Source organism: Atopobium minutum 10063974 (assembly GCF_000364325.1).
Taxonomy (GTDB): domain Bacteria; phylum Actinomycetota; class Coriobacteriia; order Coriobacteriales; family Atopobiaceae; genus Atopobium; species Atopobium minutum.
Genome location: NZ_KB822533.1, coordinates 998,905 through 1,014,251 on the forward strand (window position 1 = coordinate 998,905; position 15,347 = coordinate 1,014,251).

Annotated in this window: 15 protein-coding genes; all 15 read right to left on the reverse strand. The window is 50.5% G+C overall.

Annotated features, from left to right (window positions below):
- Positions 1 to 5: 5 nt before the first annotated feature.
- On the reverse strand, positions 6 to 1,370 hold the full coding sequence (gene trmFO / locus HMPREF1091_RS04605; RefSeq protein ID WP_035424711.1) for a methylenetetrahydrofolate--tRNA-(uracil(54)-C(5))-methyltransferase (FADH(2)-oxidizing) TrmFO: 1,365 nt from the start codon (positions 1,368 to 1,370) through the stop codon (positions 6 to 8).
- 36 nt (positions 1,371 to 1,406) lie between these two features.
- Positions 1,407 to 2,294 (reverse strand): DNA-processing protein DprA, encoded by an 888-nt coding sequence (locus tag HMPREF1091_RS04610; protein WP_002563668.1) that lies wholly within the window; start codon positions 2,292 to 2,294, stop codon positions 1,407 to 1,409.
- Complete coding sequence (locus HMPREF1091_RS04615) at positions 2,291 to 2,770, reverse strand: ATP-binding protein (protein ID WP_002563669.1); 480 nt, start codon at positions 2,768 to 2,770, stop codon at positions 2,291 to 2,293. The genes HMPREF1091_RS04610 and HMPREF1091_RS04615 overlap by 4 nt, the downstream gene beginning before the upstream one ends.
- A 314-nt stretch (positions 2,771 to 3,084) precedes the next feature.
- Positions 3,085 to 4,659: a recombinase family protein gene (locus HMPREF1091_RS04620; protein WP_002563670.1), complete on the reverse strand. Its 1,575-nt coding sequence runs from the start codon at positions 4,657 to 4,659 to the stop codon at positions 3,085 to 3,087.
- A gap of 3 nt (positions 4,660 to 4,662) precedes the next feature.
- A complete protein-coding gene (locus HMPREF1091_RS04625) occupies positions 4,663 to 5,874 on the reverse strand; it encodes a recombinase family protein (protein WP_002563671.1) in 1,212 nt (403 codons plus the stop codon).
- Positions 5,875 to 5,924: 50 nt separating this feature from the next.
- Positions 5,925 to 6,095 carry an SHOCT domain-containing protein gene (locus HMPREF1091_RS08340; RefSeq protein WP_002563672.1) on the reverse strand — a complete coding sequence of 57 codons (171 nt, stop codon included), beginning with the start codon at positions 6,093 to 6,095 and terminating at the stop codon, positions 5,925 to 5,927.
- On the reverse strand, positions 6,088 to 6,459 hold the full coding sequence (locus HMPREF1091_RS04630; RefSeq protein WP_002563673.1) for a sigma factor-like helix-turn-helix DNA-binding protein: 372 nt from the start codon (positions 6,457 to 6,459) through the stop codon (positions 6,088 to 6,090). Before HMPREF1091_RS04630 ends, HMPREF1091_RS08340 begins: the two co-directional genes overlap by 8 nt.
- A gap of 124 nt (positions 6,460 to 6,583) precedes the next feature.
- Positions 6,584 to 7,498: a GH25 family lysozyme gene (locus HMPREF1091_RS04635; protein WP_002563674.1), complete on the reverse strand. Its 915-nt coding sequence runs from the start codon at positions 7,496 to 7,498 to the stop codon at positions 6,584 to 6,586.
- Positions 7,499 to 7,936, reverse strand: coding sequence for a phage holin family protein (locus tag HMPREF1091_RS04640; RefSeq protein WP_002563675.1), 438 nt, complete (start codon positions 7,934 to 7,936; stop codon positions 7,499 to 7,501).
- A gap of 77 nt (positions 7,937 to 8,013) precedes the next feature.
- Positions 8,014 to 9,078: a hypothetical protein gene (locus HMPREF1091_RS04645; protein WP_002563676.1), complete on the reverse strand. Its 1,065-nt coding sequence runs from the start codon at positions 9,076 to 9,078 to the stop codon at positions 8,014 to 8,016.
- On the reverse strand, positions 9,050 to 9,286 hold the full coding sequence (locus HMPREF1091_RS04650; RefSeq protein WP_002563677.1) for a hypothetical protein: 237 nt from the start codon (positions 9,284 to 9,286) through the stop codon (positions 9,050 to 9,052). The genes HMPREF1091_RS04645 and HMPREF1091_RS04650 overlap by 29 nt, the downstream gene beginning before the upstream one ends.
- Positions 9,286 to 9,519 (reverse strand): hypothetical protein, encoded by a 234-nt coding sequence (locus tag HMPREF1091_RS04655; RefSeq protein WP_002563678.1) that lies wholly within the window; start codon positions 9,517 to 9,519, stop codon positions 9,286 to 9,288. Before HMPREF1091_RS04655 ends, HMPREF1091_RS04650 begins: the two co-directional genes overlap by 1 nt.
- Positions 9,520 to 9,533: 14 nt before the next feature.
- Positions 9,534 to 11,522, reverse strand: a complete 1,989-nt coding sequence (locus HMPREF1091_RS04660; protein ID WP_002563679.1) for a phage tail protein — start codon at positions 11,520 to 11,522, stop codon at positions 9,534 to 9,536.
- Positions 11,522 to 12,253, reverse strand: coding sequence for a hypothetical protein (locus HMPREF1091_RS04665; RefSeq protein ID WP_002563680.1), 732 nt, complete (start codon positions 12,251 to 12,253; stop codon positions 11,522 to 11,524). The genes HMPREF1091_RS04660 and HMPREF1091_RS04665 overlap by 1 nt, the downstream gene beginning before the upstream one ends.
- A complete protein-coding gene (locus HMPREF1091_RS04670; RefSeq protein WP_002563681.1) occupies positions 12,250 to 15,168 on the reverse strand; it encodes a phage tail tape measure protein in 2,919 nt (972 codons plus the stop codon). Before HMPREF1091_RS04670 ends, HMPREF1091_RS04665 begins: the two co-directional genes overlap by 4 nt.
- Positions 15,169 to 15,347 lie beyond the last annotated feature (179 nt).

Genomic DNA, 15,347 nt, shown 5'->3' on the forward strand with positions numbered 1-15,347 from the left:
AACAATTAGTCCTCAAGTACAGGAAGTATGTCTTGACCAATCCCGTTGGGGAACAGATCTGGTCGAGAAGAAATGTAAGCATGTAAGTCATTCGTAGCACGTGCAGCATAGGCAGCATATCGTTCTTTTTTACTGCGTATCTGCTGATCAAGAGGCTTGATGATTCCAAAGTTTACATGCATAGGTTGATAGTCTTGTGTTTGAGGATTGGTAGCATAGGCTACCAATGAGCCAAATGCACCCGTATTGGGAAGCTGTACCTGCTGTACCCCAGAAAGGTCTGCATAGGTATTAAGTGCTGCCAACAAGCCAGAGGCAATTGCCTCAACATATCCCTCGGTTCCTGTAATTTGACCTGCAAAGCGCGTTTGCATACCCGGAAGCGCAAAACTTGAGTCAAGTACATGAGGGCTATCCAAAAATGAATTACGATGCATAACACCATAGCGGAAGAACTCTGCATGCTCTAATCCTGGAATCATACGAAAGACACGTTTTTGCTCTCCCCAATTGAGGTTTGTTTGGAAGCCAACCAGGTTATATGCAGTACAGTCTTTATTTTCAGGACGCAGCTGAACTGCCGCCCACGGACGTTTATTAGTACGGGGATCAGTTAAGCCTACAGGCTTCATCGTTCCAAAGCGCAGCGAGTCTATGCCAGTACGAGCAATCTCTTCTACCGGCTGGCAGGCGTTAAACAGATCGGATTGATCAAAGTCTTTAGAAATGGCACGCTGAGCATTGAGAAGTTCAGCAATGAACGCTTCGTATTCTTGCTTATTGAGCGGGCAATTAAGGTAGTCACCTACACCAGATACACCATAGCGCGACTGCTCAAAAATAATCTCCCTATCAAGAGAGTCAGCATCCACAATAGGCGCGGCAGCATCATAAAAGGCGCTGCCCTCGCTTCCTACACAAGCCGTAAGCGCGCTAAAAAGCTTTTCTGAACATAAGGGACCAGCAGCAATAACACAAAGACCTTGAGGGATGGAACAAACTTCCTCATGGACTACCGTAATATACGGATTGGATTGGATTGCTTGTGTGACAAGAGCGGAAAATATATCTCGATCAACAGCGAGCGCAGCACCTGCCGGAACTCTTGCTTGCACAGCCAGTTTGATAAGCTCAGATTCCATATACAAAAGTTCACGCTTTAGTAGTCCTGCTGCGCTGGTTTCACGCATGGACTTAAGAGAATTAGAACAGACAAGCTCAGCGAACTTATCGCTATGATGAGCAGCAGAATGAACTAACGGACGCTGTTCATACAAATACACCTGTACACCGCGTTTAGCCAGTTGTAACGCACATTCACTACCCGCTAAACCTCCGCCAACAACCGTAACAGCATGATTATTTGACATACAATCGCTCACAAAACCTATCCTTATCCTAGGGTCTTATGTGTTTAAGTATGACTGTTCTGAAGCCGAATAACGACCATCAGGCAATCTTTTTACAAGGCGCTTCGCTTCATACTCTGATAGCGTACGAATTATCGTCAGAATATTACCATCTAAACGCAGTGCCAGCTCATCGGGACGCATGGGATTAGCCACCAGCGCCTCAATAATTCTTCCGCGCATAGGAGTATCTCCGGACGACACAAGCCTGCTTTTACCAAAATCAAGAGAAATAAGCGTTTCAAGGGCAACTTCGTCAGAAATTATGGATGCGTTCATTTCAATAAGCCGATTGGTGCCACGAGATTGTGGTGAGAAAATCGATCCAGGTGCGGCATATACATGTTTGAGTAGGTTGTCTGCCGTCTGTGCAGTACTAAAAGTACCCGAAGGCATGCCTGCTTCCGTCACGATCAAGCTAGTGCACAACCCTGCAATGATCTGGTTGCGCTTGGGAAACGCATAGCGTCTCGGACCTTGGTGCCACGCCTCACAGGAAACAATGACTCCCCTACCAGCCTTTGCTGCAGAAAAAATATCTTCAGAACTGTGCGGATATACCACATCTGCGCCGCAGCCAGACACAATTATGATCTCACCACCGGCATCAAGAGCAGCTTTAGCTGCAGCATAATCAACGCCCATAGCTCCACCAGATACAACCACAATGTCGCTTTCTGCCGCAATACGCCCAGCCATTTGTGCAACGGCAATGCCATAAGGAGTTGCCCGACGAGCGCCGATAATAGCAAGAGAGGGCTTATATAAGATATCCAAACAGCCAAGGGTGTACAGGCGTTTATATGATGCATCCAAAGAATTTAAACTTGCTGGCCAGCGCGGATCTTCTCGGCCAAACTCTGCACAAGCTGTCTGGTGAGTCATACAACATCACGCATCCTATATGCTGCAGCTTCAATAACATCATCACCATCAACACGCTCACGCTGGGCTATATCAGCAATGGTTCGCGCAAGAGCAATGGTTTGAGCAATGGCACGACCTCCCAAACTATACGAATCAGAAAATGATTCTAGAGCGTGTCGTGCTTCTGTCGAGAAGGACATGAAGTCATTTGACTTTATGTTGTTCTGCGAGCGAGTTGGATGTTTGAGAGCCATGGCTTGGCGATCTTGTCTAAATGATAGTCCCTCTAAAACAAGCTTTTTCATATCTTGGGTAGATAAACCAGCATGCTGACCAAGTACTTGAGCTGCAGATGGACGAGGAACATCCACATATAACTCAATTCGATCCATCAGAGGGCCGCCAATCTTACCGAGGTACTTATCGATAGCTGCCTTAGAACAACGACAGGTATGGCCGCTGTCACCAAACCAGCCACAAGGACAGGGGTTCATAGGGCTTCTCACTCAGATACCATTAAACGATAGTCTAAAGTTTGCACCCCCTGATGCATCCCCTGAAAAGGGTTGAAATCCTGCGGTTTTATTCGATTTTGCGCTTAAAACCGGAGCTGCTTTTTCTCTCAAATTTTATATACATATCATGCCAGATTTAACGTATAGATGTGTACATATCACTCATAGCGGCGATGGAGGTGAATCGCTATAAGCTTAAATCCCCGCTGACCTATTGTCATGCGAGGATTTCTCAAACCGTCTTATTGCCTTATTTTCAGATCATCTGTTGTTATTGATGGTAAATTCTATTTTTATACCTGATCAAGCTCCATTTTTACGATAGAGCCGTCTTTAAAGACGTAGCGGATATCGTCTCTGCTATAGACTTCAACCTCAGACAGGAGAAGCCCCCACATGGTTTCGCTGAACCTGCCGTCCGGCTTGAGCTTTTTCAAGGTATCGATGAACAGCCCCGTCTCAAGGGCATGAGCCTTGTTTGCTTGCACCTGGCTGAGCAGGGATTTGTACTCAGTCTCTTTGGCATCGTAGCTTTTAAGAAGATGCACTTCACGCTCGTTGCCCTTTCCTTCCCGTCCGCTTTCTCTGATTGCTTCCTCGAAAGCTCTCAACGTTATCTTCATCTCATCGTTTAAGGCTTCTGCGTGTTCTTCAAGCGATGACGTGTCTTCAAGCTGACTTTGCAAAATCCTCGCGTCCTCGATGACGGAATCCTTGACACCCATGAGCTTATCGATAGCCTTGACAAAAAGGATCTTGATGCTTTCTTCGGGAATTGCCACCATGTGACAGTTCCTCGTGCCGTGATAGATATTGGTGCACTGCCAGACGACTTTTCTGCCTTTGTCGTTTGAGTGCCAGATGCGCCGCCCGAAGTATGCTCCGCAGTCCATACAGTGAATACGAGATGAGAAGATAAACAGTCCGTTATAGCGCGACATGGAATTCCGCCTTTTTACTTCTTCTTGAACGATGTCAAAGATGGTGGGGTCTATTATCGGCTCATGGTCGCCCTCAACGTAGTACATGGGAAGCTCTCCGGTGTTCTTTCGCTTTTCCTTTGTGAGGAAATCAACGGTGTACTCCTTTTGCAGCAGGGCATCTCCTCGGTATTTCTCATTTACCAAGATCCTCTTGATTGACGTAAACGGCCACTTCTTTTTCCCTGTTGGAGTAAGATCGCCATCAGCTTCAAGGCGCTTCTTGATGCCGTGGGCAGAATATCCCGTTAAAAACAGGCGGTAGATCTTCCTTACAACCTTTGCCTGCTCTTCGTTAATTACCATTTTGCCATCGGGACCTCTGTCATAGCCTAAAAAGCGCGAATAGCCAAGCGAGACCTTGCCGTCTGCCATCTGTTTGCGTTTGCCCCAGGTGGTGTTCTCGGATATCGAGCGGGATTCTTCCTGCGCAAGACTGCTCATGATAGTGATGAGCAGCTCACCTTTGGCGTCAAGGGTATGGATGTTTTCTTTCTCGAACCATACCTCGATGCCTTTTTCTTTCAACTTGCGTATGGTCGTCAGGCTGTCTACGGTATTTCTTGCGAAACGTGAGATGGACTTTGTGACGATGATGTCGATCTTCCCGGCAAGAGCATCGGCGATCATGGTGTTAAATCCATCTCGTTTCTTTGTGTTGGTGCCGGTGATGCCTTCGTCTGCGTACATGCCGGCAAACTCCCAGCCGTCATGCGCCTGTATGAAGTTGGTATAGTAATCGAGCTGTGCCTGATAGCTTGTGAGCTGTTCTTCGTTGTCCGTAGAGACACGGGCATAGCCCGCGACCTTCATAAGATAGTTCTCGTCGGTGCTGCTTATAATTCCGCGAAGTTTTGGCTTTGCTTCAATTTTCTTGACGGTCTTCATGTTTCACCTCTCGTTTCTTTTCCACGTGCACACCACGGTTTTGCCGCTTTTGAAAATAAAGCTGACCTCACGCGCACCCGTTATCACGATGTGGTCGATTTTATTTTTGAAGAGATACTCGTTAAACTCATCTGTCCTAAGCACCTCAGCAGCAAGCCTCCTCAACACTTTCTCGGGGACGGGCTTGGATGCGCATCTTCCTCCGCGACGTTTTTTTACCGAGCAGTCCCAGAACTTTCCGTTCGTGTGGGTGTACGTCTTGCCGCAGATGCCGCAGATGATTTTTCCCGTAAAGCAGTCGAAAGTATGGGTGCGCGCACCTTTGATGCTGTTCTTTTTTATGATCTCCTGAGCAAGAGAGAAATCCTTCTTGTTGACCAAAGCTTTATGGTGATTTTCGATCAGATAGCTTGGTCTGTCGGTTTGATGCCTGACGACATGCTTTGTTATCGGATCTTCGATATAGCACTTTTGAAGATGAAGATCGCCTGTGTAGGTTAGGTTTTCCAATATGTCTTTTATGCCGTCACCTCGAAAGGCTCTGCCTGTGATGGTTGTGTAGCCGTCTTTATTTAAGCCGTCCGCTATGGCATAAAAAGACCTGCCGCCTAAATACTCGTCAAAGATGCGGCGGATGAGCCTCGCTTCTTCGGGGATAGCAATAAGCTCATCGTCTTGCCATCTGTAGCCTAAAAGCCGCTTTCGACCGCAAGGGATGCCTTTCTCGAACTTCTTCATTATCCCCCACCGCACGTTTTCCGAGATGCTGACGGATTCTCCCTGAGCAAAAGAAGCGAGTAATGAGAGCATTAATTCGCCTTCGGAAGAAAGCGTATGAATACTCTCACGCTCAAATCTGACCTCGATATTAAGCGATCGCAGATACCTGACCGTCTGCAGAAGATCGACGGTATTTCTTGCAAAGCGTGATATGGACTTGACCAGAATAACGTCGATGAGTCCTTTCTTACAGTCGGAGAGCATGCGCTCAAATTCATCTCGCTTGTCCATTCCCGTACCGCTGATGCCAAGATCGGCATATACACCGGCAAAGATCCACTCAGGATTTGACTTGATGAACTTGCTGTAGGCATCCACTTGATTTAGAAGTGAGTTTCTTGTTTCGTCCGTATTGACGGAAACTCTCGCATAAGCCGCGACACGCTTTCGTTTTGGTGGCTCTTTTCGTCTTTCAAATTTGCTGATTGTTGCCAATGATTACCTCCTTTCTTCATGTCTATACATCACTCTAAATCGCCTGTTTATCAAGTAATTTCAGCGAATAGACGCGCAGCTTGAGGTCGGTATTTCTCCTTCATAGTCTCAGCAAATCGCTCGTAGTCATCCTCGGTAATCGTGCCGTTTTCAAGAAGCGTTTTCGCCATTTCGATAGCGCCGATGTAGCGCGCCTCACGCTTAAGCTCTGCCTTATTCATCCAAAGCACCCCCGAAGCGGGCTTTAATGTAGCAGTAGCGTGAGCAGTAGGTCTTACCGTATCCGTGAAAAGCCGCGCCACACACAGGGCATACGTGCTCTGAGGATTTCGTGGTATGAATCTTGTCTCGGTTATGGTTCCACCAGCTGCTTCTGCAGCTATCTGAGCAAAACTTCTTCGTTTTGCGGCCTTTGACCTGCTCGATTTTCTTGCCACAGTTCCGACAGCGTGAGGTATGCTCATGCCGTTTGAGATAAGACTTTATGGTGTTTTCGGAGATGCCGATCTCTTTGGCGATTTTCTTATAGCCCAAGCCTTCGGAGCGAAGCCTTATCACTTGTTCTTGTTGCGTTATGTCCATCATGTTTACCTCCCACACCTCTCTGGATGTGAGAAGCCGAAACGGACGGATTTTTAGCAAAAAAATAAGCCTGCAAAGCTATGGGGATTTCTCCTCATAACCTTGCGGGCATATAGATGGAGCTCATTTAGAGCAGTTGATTCACTCGTTTTTGCACAGCGCTGTAATCATAGCCGGCGCGGGTCAAGCGATTCTTTCTATCTTGACCGTTACCCCAGTTGCCTCGGATGACCTCGCGGGCGAGCTGGTCGATGGACTTGCGGGATTTTACGCCGAGCAGCTCATTGACCTTATCTTGTACGGCATCATAGCTATAGCCGGCTTCCGTCAGACGTTTCTTTCGCTCGTCTCCGTTACCCCAGCTTCCTGAAATGACCTCGTGCGCCAGCTGGTCGACCGACTTTCGAGCGGGCGCGCTTCCTTTGCCGTAGCCGTTAAAACCACCCTTGCGGATAATCGAGGGGTAGTCCACGTAGGCCAAGTCCATATCGCATCTTCCGGAAATACCTGGAACAGAACCGCTTGAGGAATACTGCCAAAGGCCGTAAGCGCCTTGATAGGTGCAGTAGCTGTTCCACTGTGCGATCCAGAAGGCGTAGCGGTTGCGCACGTCAGAAGAGACGTTGTTTAGCGCGGACGAAAGCGAGGTGTAAAAGCCCGCGAAATAACCGCCCGCTTCCATCTCGTTGCAGAAGGCGCGAATGAGCGAATCGCAGAAGACTCTGCCACGGGAAAGCTGTGACTTTTCCTCGATGTCAAAGTAGATGGGATAGTCAAACTGCTTGCCGGAAAGCACCTGCTTGCAGACTTTTGCTTCCTGTATGGCTTGAGCGGCGCTTTTCGCATAGGAATACCAATAGGCACCGATGTGAAGACCTGCCGCTTTGGCTCTGGCATAGTTTTGCTCGAAGCACTTATCTTTTTGCGAGAGCGCCGAGCCGTAGCCTGCGCGCATAATCACAAATTCGATGCCACTTCGTTTTACCTTGTTAAAATCAATCGATTTTTGCCAGACCGATACGTCGATTCCCTTAACAGCCATTTACTTTTCCTCCTTTGCTGATACAGATGTTTCTCTGTCTTCGGCGCGGTCATGAAGCTGCGCCAAAACTGCCTTGAGTTTCTCCGGGACGGAAAGCCCCAGATGGACAGCGTTTTCGATGATCGAGAGTCCTTCGTTTGAGAGATAGAAGAAGATGACGGCGGTGCGAAGGACGGCTCCCTGCGTGACGACGTTCACGTCGATGATGTTGGCAACGGCGACCAGAATGAAGATGACGATCTTCTTGGCGATGCCCTTGAAGCCGACTTCGCTTGAGAGCTTCTTGTCCGCCACGGCGCACATCACGCCCGTCACGTAATCGCAGACGACGAAGGCGATCAGCGCGTAGAGCAGACCGTCAAAGCCGCCCAGGTAGTAGCCGAGCCAGCCGCCGACGGCGGCAAAGATCAGCTGTATGGTGTTCCAGAATTCTTTCATAGGTATGTTCCTTTCTGCCTTCAGGCATAAAAAATGCCGCTCTCAGGCGGCTAACGAAAACAAGTAATACGTATTGCTTATCCGACTGGTGGAGGTGCGGGTTCTGTCACGAAAACCATGTCGATCAAAAATTGACCCGGGAATGTCAAGCGCCCCGGCATTTCAAGGTAGATGTCCCCGTTTTCAAAGACGATGGGAATAATCTTAAAGCTGCCCTCATCCGTGAGGGAGAAAAACAAAGCATAGGTCATAATCGGAATTGGTGAGCTAATCGGAGATTTACACAGGTAGAGCTGACCGAACTGAAGCGCCGTGTTTTTTTCGATGGTACCGATAGCACGAAGGACTCCAACCTTTCCGCAGGTCATTAATGAGCTGTACCCATCCATTAACGTGACGCTGTCTGATGCGGGAGTCAGATCATACGATTGAACAGCAGTCCTTTCCAATGCCACACTCAGCCTGTCTCCGGTCACATTTGCATCGGCGGCCTGTCCTTCTTGGGTCAGCGTTGCATCGATGACGATGCTGCCGCTTCCTTGAATAGCTTGATCCATCTGCTTGAGCTTCGTGTCGATGTCGGACTTGAGTTTCGTAAAGGTCGTCTGGCGGCTCGTCTCCTGCGTGGTTCTTGTCGTCTCATTTTTCTTGCGGGTATCTTCCTGTGAGACTCTCGTCGTTTCTGCTTTGACGCGGAAATTCTCCGCAGACGAGCGCTTTTCTTCGGCTGCCGAGCGTTTCGTCTCAGCGTCAATCCTGCTTGTTTCTGCGCTTGTACGAGCCTTCTCGGTATTGATGCGAGAGGTCTCTGCACTTTCTCTGGCTTTTTCTGCTACCACTCGTTTGTTCTCCGAAGCAATGCGGCTGTTTTCCGATTGGTATCTCGTGGTCTCTTTTTTTGCTCGGTCCGCCTCAGCGTTAACTCGCGCTGTTTCCGCTGCTGATCTTCCTGACTCGGCAGTCTTTCTGGCGTTTTCCTGCGAGACGCGGGTCTTCTCGGCTGAGACTCTGGCGTTTTCCGCCGCCGTGGTGGTTTCCACTTGCTCGTTGATGGAATCGATGGAGTCGTGGATGGCGCCTCGCACATCCTTGCCGTAGACAGCGGATAAAATTTTATTGAGATACGTCTTCACGTTTGCCATGCGGATCATCCTCCTTTCCTTCGGCCAATGTGATCTGTTCACTCATAAGCGCAATGCGCTGTCCTTTTTCCTCCGAAAGCAAAGCTTCCAGAATGAGATCGAGCAGGTATCCGGGAATCTCGTATCGCGCCGCCGCTTGGTTTAAGGCATACCTCAGGTCGTTTCTGGCCTTTTCAACCCGCAGGATGAGGGGCATCTCTTTTTCCATCACATACCACCTCCAAAGAGCTTCACGAAGAAATCAATGATCTTTCTGAAATTACGTGCTGCCGTGATGAGATCAGATGCGTCCTCGTCTGAGATTTCCTCGTGTTTGTCGATGCCTAAGATGATCTCGACAGCTTTCTTCCATTCGTCGTCTTTGATCTGAAAAATCGTCTCGGACGGTTTTTCGGCTTCCTGTTCGTTGGGTTTTCCGTTGATGAGTTCATGTTCTTCCATTTGACTGTTCCTCCTTAGAATCTTCCGTCGATAAGAATTCCGTTTTTGAATGTCATGTAGCAGTTGTTCGACCAGTTCGCGGCTGTGCCGTCCGAGCTCATCGAGTTGATCTTCACGAAGTTTGCGGTGCCGGAGATGCCGCCGCCTTCAAAGTTCACGTTTTTTAAGGTGTAGTTGTGCATGTCGATGTCGCAGCCGGCGTTTAAGGCTCCTCCGGTAAATCCGCTGAACGAGGATCTGGCATAAGTCCATACCATGTTGTAGTTGCCGCCTGAGGCAGGTTGTGCGGCCCAGGTCATGTAGTCTCCGGTGTTTTCGAGGTCGAAGTTCAGCCCTGCGATGGAGTTTGATTGCGCAAAGCTGTTTCCGCCAATCAGTCCAACCTCTTTGTCGTTGTAATAGATGGAAAGGTGTCCATAGCCCACACGAACTTTGGTGTCTCCGGAGCTTGCCGTGATGGAGCCGTCGATGCTTGCGCCTTTTGCCGTCATGTAACCGTAGGTCGTGAGCTTGAAGTTTGGGGAGTCGATCGATAGCTTCTTTGCTGTGAGTGCTCCTGAGCTCATGTTCCAGCTGATGTTTCCTTGTTTGTCTTTTAAGGTTCCCGCCCGAATGAGGTCAGCGTTTAAGGTGCCGGTCGTGATGAAGTCGGCGACGATGGCGCCGTTCATGGTGATCGCCGTACCGTAGGTGCCGTTGTAGCCCGTCTTGGAGTAGCCGAGCCCGTTTAAGTTCCAGCGCCAGACCTTCTTTGCCGTCGCCTTGTCCGCCGTGTCCATGACGAGAATCTCGTTTTTGCGGGTCACGACGTGACCTGTCGTGGCTGCGGTGATAAGGGCTGTGGAATTATCTTTGGCAAGACGAAGCGTCTCCGACTGTGTGGGCAGCCGCTCGATCTTTTGCACCAGCGCCTTGTTTTCTGAGACACTCCTTTCAGAGAGTCCCGCCTTCACCTTCGTCCCGAGCGTCACAGTGGAAGACTCGGGGTGGTCGAGAGATATCTTTAGCTCCGTCAACGGGTAGAACCGATCCATGCCATGAGGCGGAGAAATCACACGGATTGAATCTCCAACCTTCATCGCCTCGATATCTGCATGAAGCAGGTGCAAATCGACAGCTGTAAGCGTCAAGGTGACATCGGCAAACTGCGTATCCTTGAGGTATTCTTCGCCTTTCTTCTTGAGATTGGCAGGTATCGTCACATCTTCAAAGTGGACAGTCTTCGTGATTACGCCATAGGTCTTTATTGCCGCAGCTGACTCCACATAGTTTTTCCGATTGTTGACACTGCCGATGGTGGTGTAAGCGTCGAGCGTCTCGATCGGTGAATCGTCCAGTCTTTTGCCGAGCGGAATGACGCGGGTGGCGATGTCTTCGGCGTTCAGGTTTTCGGTGTAGTCGAGCAGGTTTTCTCCGAACTCGATCACCTGCGTATTCGTGTTATCAAAATCCTCGATGTAGTCCAGGTATCTGGTGGTGCCGACATGGCGGATACGAAGATGCCCGCCGAGACGGTCGACAAGTTTGTCTGTGATGGCATCAAGTGTGGTCTCCCAGTTGGTGTAGCGGTAGATGGAGTCGTTGGGATCTTCCACCGTGACCTGTCCGACTTTAAAGCACTTCTTGCCGCCCGTCATCTGGTTGTTGTGCTTGGTGATGAGCGTCTCAAGGAAGGCGCGCACAGAGATGTCGTGGTATTCAGCGGGTTCCTGCACCGAGTCCAAGAGATAGGCAAGCTCGCCTTCGCATGTGATGGTCTTCGTGCCATAGAAGTCCCTCTCGACCGAGAGCACCCGCCCGTAGAAGATAGCGGTGCCGTCGCGTTTCACGCAGACCTCAGATGCCAGTTCCTTGACCGAGTCGTAGAGCAGATTGGTGATCGGGATCTTGGCGGTAAAAAAGCCGGATTTCGAATCAGCCATTTCCAACACCGGATCGATGAGGAGCGCATTTTCATCTCCCGGCATATAGAGGACTTGATCGTCTAAAAATACTTGATACATCAGAGGCTTCCTCCTCTCACAGATACGGTCACGGTATAGGTGCCATAGAAATAGAAGAGCTGTCCATCCGATGGGATTTGCCACTCCGGGAAGCGATTAGCCCCGTTCTGGAGGGGTTTTGTGCCGTCCCCATTCATAAAAACCTCTGCTTCTTCTCCCTCTTGAATGCCTGAAACGATAAAGGTGGGTGTCATGGGAATTGCAGATCCCGTAATATAAAGAGCAGCGGATTTTTCAACCTTGATATTTTGGTAATCCCGTATCACGCCCGTCTCAAAGTTGAACGTGTCCCAGAGCCAGTCCTCATCACTTGCCGTGATCTCCCATTTGTAAGGGTCGCAGGTAACTTCGAGGGTAATCTCGCCGATTGCGCGGGTGCGCTCGAAGCCCTTCACCTCGGCTCTGCCTTCGAAGTAATACTCGAGCTCGGAGTCGAGGACGACCTTCACATGCTTGCCGTGGATGTCGTTTAAGAAAGCACGAAGCCTTTCTGCCCAGGCGTCGATCCTGCCGATGCCGCCCAGCGTGAAGCTGAGCGTTCGCTCGGAGAACTCGCACTTGCCTGTTAAGGCTTCAGTTAAGTCGAGCCGCTTGGAGGAGCCGGGGATTTCCACGATGAGGGTCTTGGGTTTAGGCATGCCGACCACATCGGTGTTGCCGACAACGAGGCCGTAGTCTTTCCAGGTGTGTTTGCCGTTGATGGTGGCGCCAAAGCCGATGTTTTGGTTCATGTCATCCTCCTTCCCACATAACTTGCGCGACGACCTAAGGCTCCATCCAGTTTTGGAGCCAATGCTCCAACGAGGAGTCCTGAGTCGAGCACGATGTCTTTTTCTGAGTTTCCGGCGATCACGGAGAGGTATTTCTCCATGAGAGATGTGTCACGCTGAGCAAGCATAGTTTCCAGCTTGTCGTAGAAGCCTTTCAGAGGCAGGATGGCTTCTGCTCCGGCTTCACCTCCTGCCATAAGCGATGAACCGTTCATGCCGAAAAGTGTCGGGCGAGCCATGATGCCGCCTTCCTTGTACCAGTCAATGGAAAGGTGCGGCACTCTGGGCGGCACGATAGAAAAGCCGCCGGAGATCGAAAAGTGCGGCAGCTTGATATGCGGAAGTTCGATGTGAAGGCCGGAGAAGAAGCCTTTGATCTTGTCCACGATGCCCTTGATGGTGTTTTTCGCGGCTTCGATCGGGCGCGTGATAGCAGACTTGATGCCGTTCCACACGGAGGTGGCCGTGCTCTTAATTCCGTTAAAGATGTTTGTCACCGTGGACTTCACAGTGTTAAACACATTTGAGACCGTCGACTTAATCCCATTAACCACACCGGAAATCGTGTCTTTGATGCTATTCCAGATGTTTGATGCAGTGGTGCTGATCACCGTGAAGACCGAGGAGACCGTGTTGGACACAGCACTTACGGCTCCCGTGACAACAGACTTGATTCCTTCCCAGATGCCGGTGAAAAAGGAGACGATCCCGTTCCAGGTGTTCTTAAAGAAGGTCTTGATCGCCGTCCAAACCTCGCTCCAGTTCGTGCCAAACCAGCCTAAAACGGTGTTGGTGACACCGACCAGCGTCTCCCACGCGGCCGTAAAGATGCCCGCAATTGCTGTCCAGATACCTGAGAAGACTTCCTTGATGCCGTTCCAGAGCTGGCTCCAGTTGCCGGTGAAAAGCCCGGCAAAGATATCGAAGATACTTGTCAGGATGTCGAGCGCTCCTTGCAAAATGGCCGCAATGGCAGTGAAGGCGTTCTGAAAGACCGGAGCAAGCAAAGCGGTGAAGCCGTTCCAAATCGCAGAGATCAGCTCACCGAAGGACTGGAAGTTAAAGCCTAAGGCGTTCACCCGCTCCACGATGCCGTCCGCAAAGGCAGTGAAGCTTTCCTTGATCTGATTCCACGTGGCGATTATGGAGTTCCGAAAGTCTTCCGAGGTGTTCCAAAGGTGCACGAACGCCGCGACAAGTGTAGCGATCACGGCGACGATGGCAACAACCGGAAGCGAGATTCCACCGATGGCGGCTCCGAGCTTAGTGAAGATACCCGATAAGCCTCCGGTCTTTGCCATCAGACCGCCGATGGTCTTGCCGACAGCTGAAAACGTCGTAATAAGAGAGCCAAGACTCAAGACCACCTTTCCGACGATGAGAAGTAGCGGTCCCAAGGCGGCAATGAACACACCGATCTTAATAATCGTGTTTCTCGTGCCTTCGTCCATGCTGTTCAGCTTGTCAACAAGTGCCTGAAACCAGGAGACGATGTTTCTTATGGTTGGCATGAGGGCATCTCCGATGGAGATGGCAAGTTCCTCCATCGCAGACTTTAGCTCCTCGATCTGTCCGGGGAGGTTATCCTGCATGACCTTCGCCATCTCCTCGGCAGCACCCGTGGAGTTTGTTAAGGCATTCCGCATCGTGTCGATATCTTCAGGGGCTGCGTTCATGAGGGCAAGGAAGCCTGACATGGCGTTTTTTCCCACGAGCTGCTCAGCAGCATGCACCTTTTCGGACTCGGTAAGTCCCGAGAAAGCTTCCCGGCAGTCGCCCAAGATGTCGTTTAACGATCTCATGGAGCCGTCAGCGTTCGTGGTCTTTACCACCGCATCGCCGATCGCATCGCCTGATATCGTCACATCCTTCGATAGCGAGTTAAAGATGGTGCGAAGCGAGGTACCTGCCTGAGATGCCTTGATGCCGGAGTTTGATAAGAGTCCGATGGCTTCCGAAGTGTCTTCGATGGAAAAGCCTAAAGCACCTGCAACAGGTGCGGCATACTCGAAGGCCTCACCCATCATATGAACGTCCGTGTTGGAAGCCGCAGCCGCTGCGGCCAAAACATCCGCAAAATGAGCAGCGTCTGAGGCTTTGAGGCCGAAGGCGGAAAGAGATCCCACGACGATATCAGAAACTGCCGCAAGATCCTCACCGGACGATGCGGCGAGGTTCATCACGCCGTCGATGCCGTCAAGCATCTGCTCGGTCGACCAGCCGGCCTGCGCCATGTAGGACAAAGCGTTCGCACCGTCGGTGGCGGAAAACTTCGTGGTTGCGCCCATCTCACGGGCTTTATCCCGTAAGGCTTGGAAGTCATCCCCGGTGGCGCCTGATACGGCGGCAACCTGACTCATGGCGGCATCAAAATCCCCGGCAGTTTTTACTGCAGCCACGCCAAGTCCGCCAACGGCAAGAGAAAACGGCATGACCTTTTGTCCTGCGGTGGTGATGGAATCTCCCGCTTTGGTAAAAGCTGCTCCCGTTGCGTCCATCTTGGAGAAGACTGAGTTGGTGTTGACCGCTTCCTGCTGGAGTCCCCTGAGCTTTTCTTCGGTTTCTGCGATCTCACGCTGGAGCGCGTCGTATTTATCCTGCCCGAGGTCGCCGGACTCAAGCTGCGCCTTAGCCTGCTCCGAGGCAGTCTTTAAGGTGTCGAGCTTCTCTTTGGTTGCGACAATCGCGTCCTTTAGCATCTTCTGCTTTTGAGCCAGAAGCTCCGTGTTTTTGGGATCGAGCTTTAGGAGCCTATTCACATCCCGAAGAGAGGACTGCGTGGTGCGAATCGTCGACTGGACATTCTTTAAAGCCTTGTCGAGACCTGTGGTATCTCCGCCGATTTCCACGGTAATGCCCTTAATGCGTGATGCCATAGCAATCCTCCTTTCTTGGCGTAAAAATAGCGAAAGGCACCAGATTTCTCAGATGCCTTAGAAGCGGTCGTAGTCTTCCTGTGTGGCAATCCGCCTGTAGCTTGCCGAGTCGTTTGCTTTCTCCGTCCACATGTCCAATAGCAGCCCTATGGAGATAAGATCCATGTCCCGTATGGGCA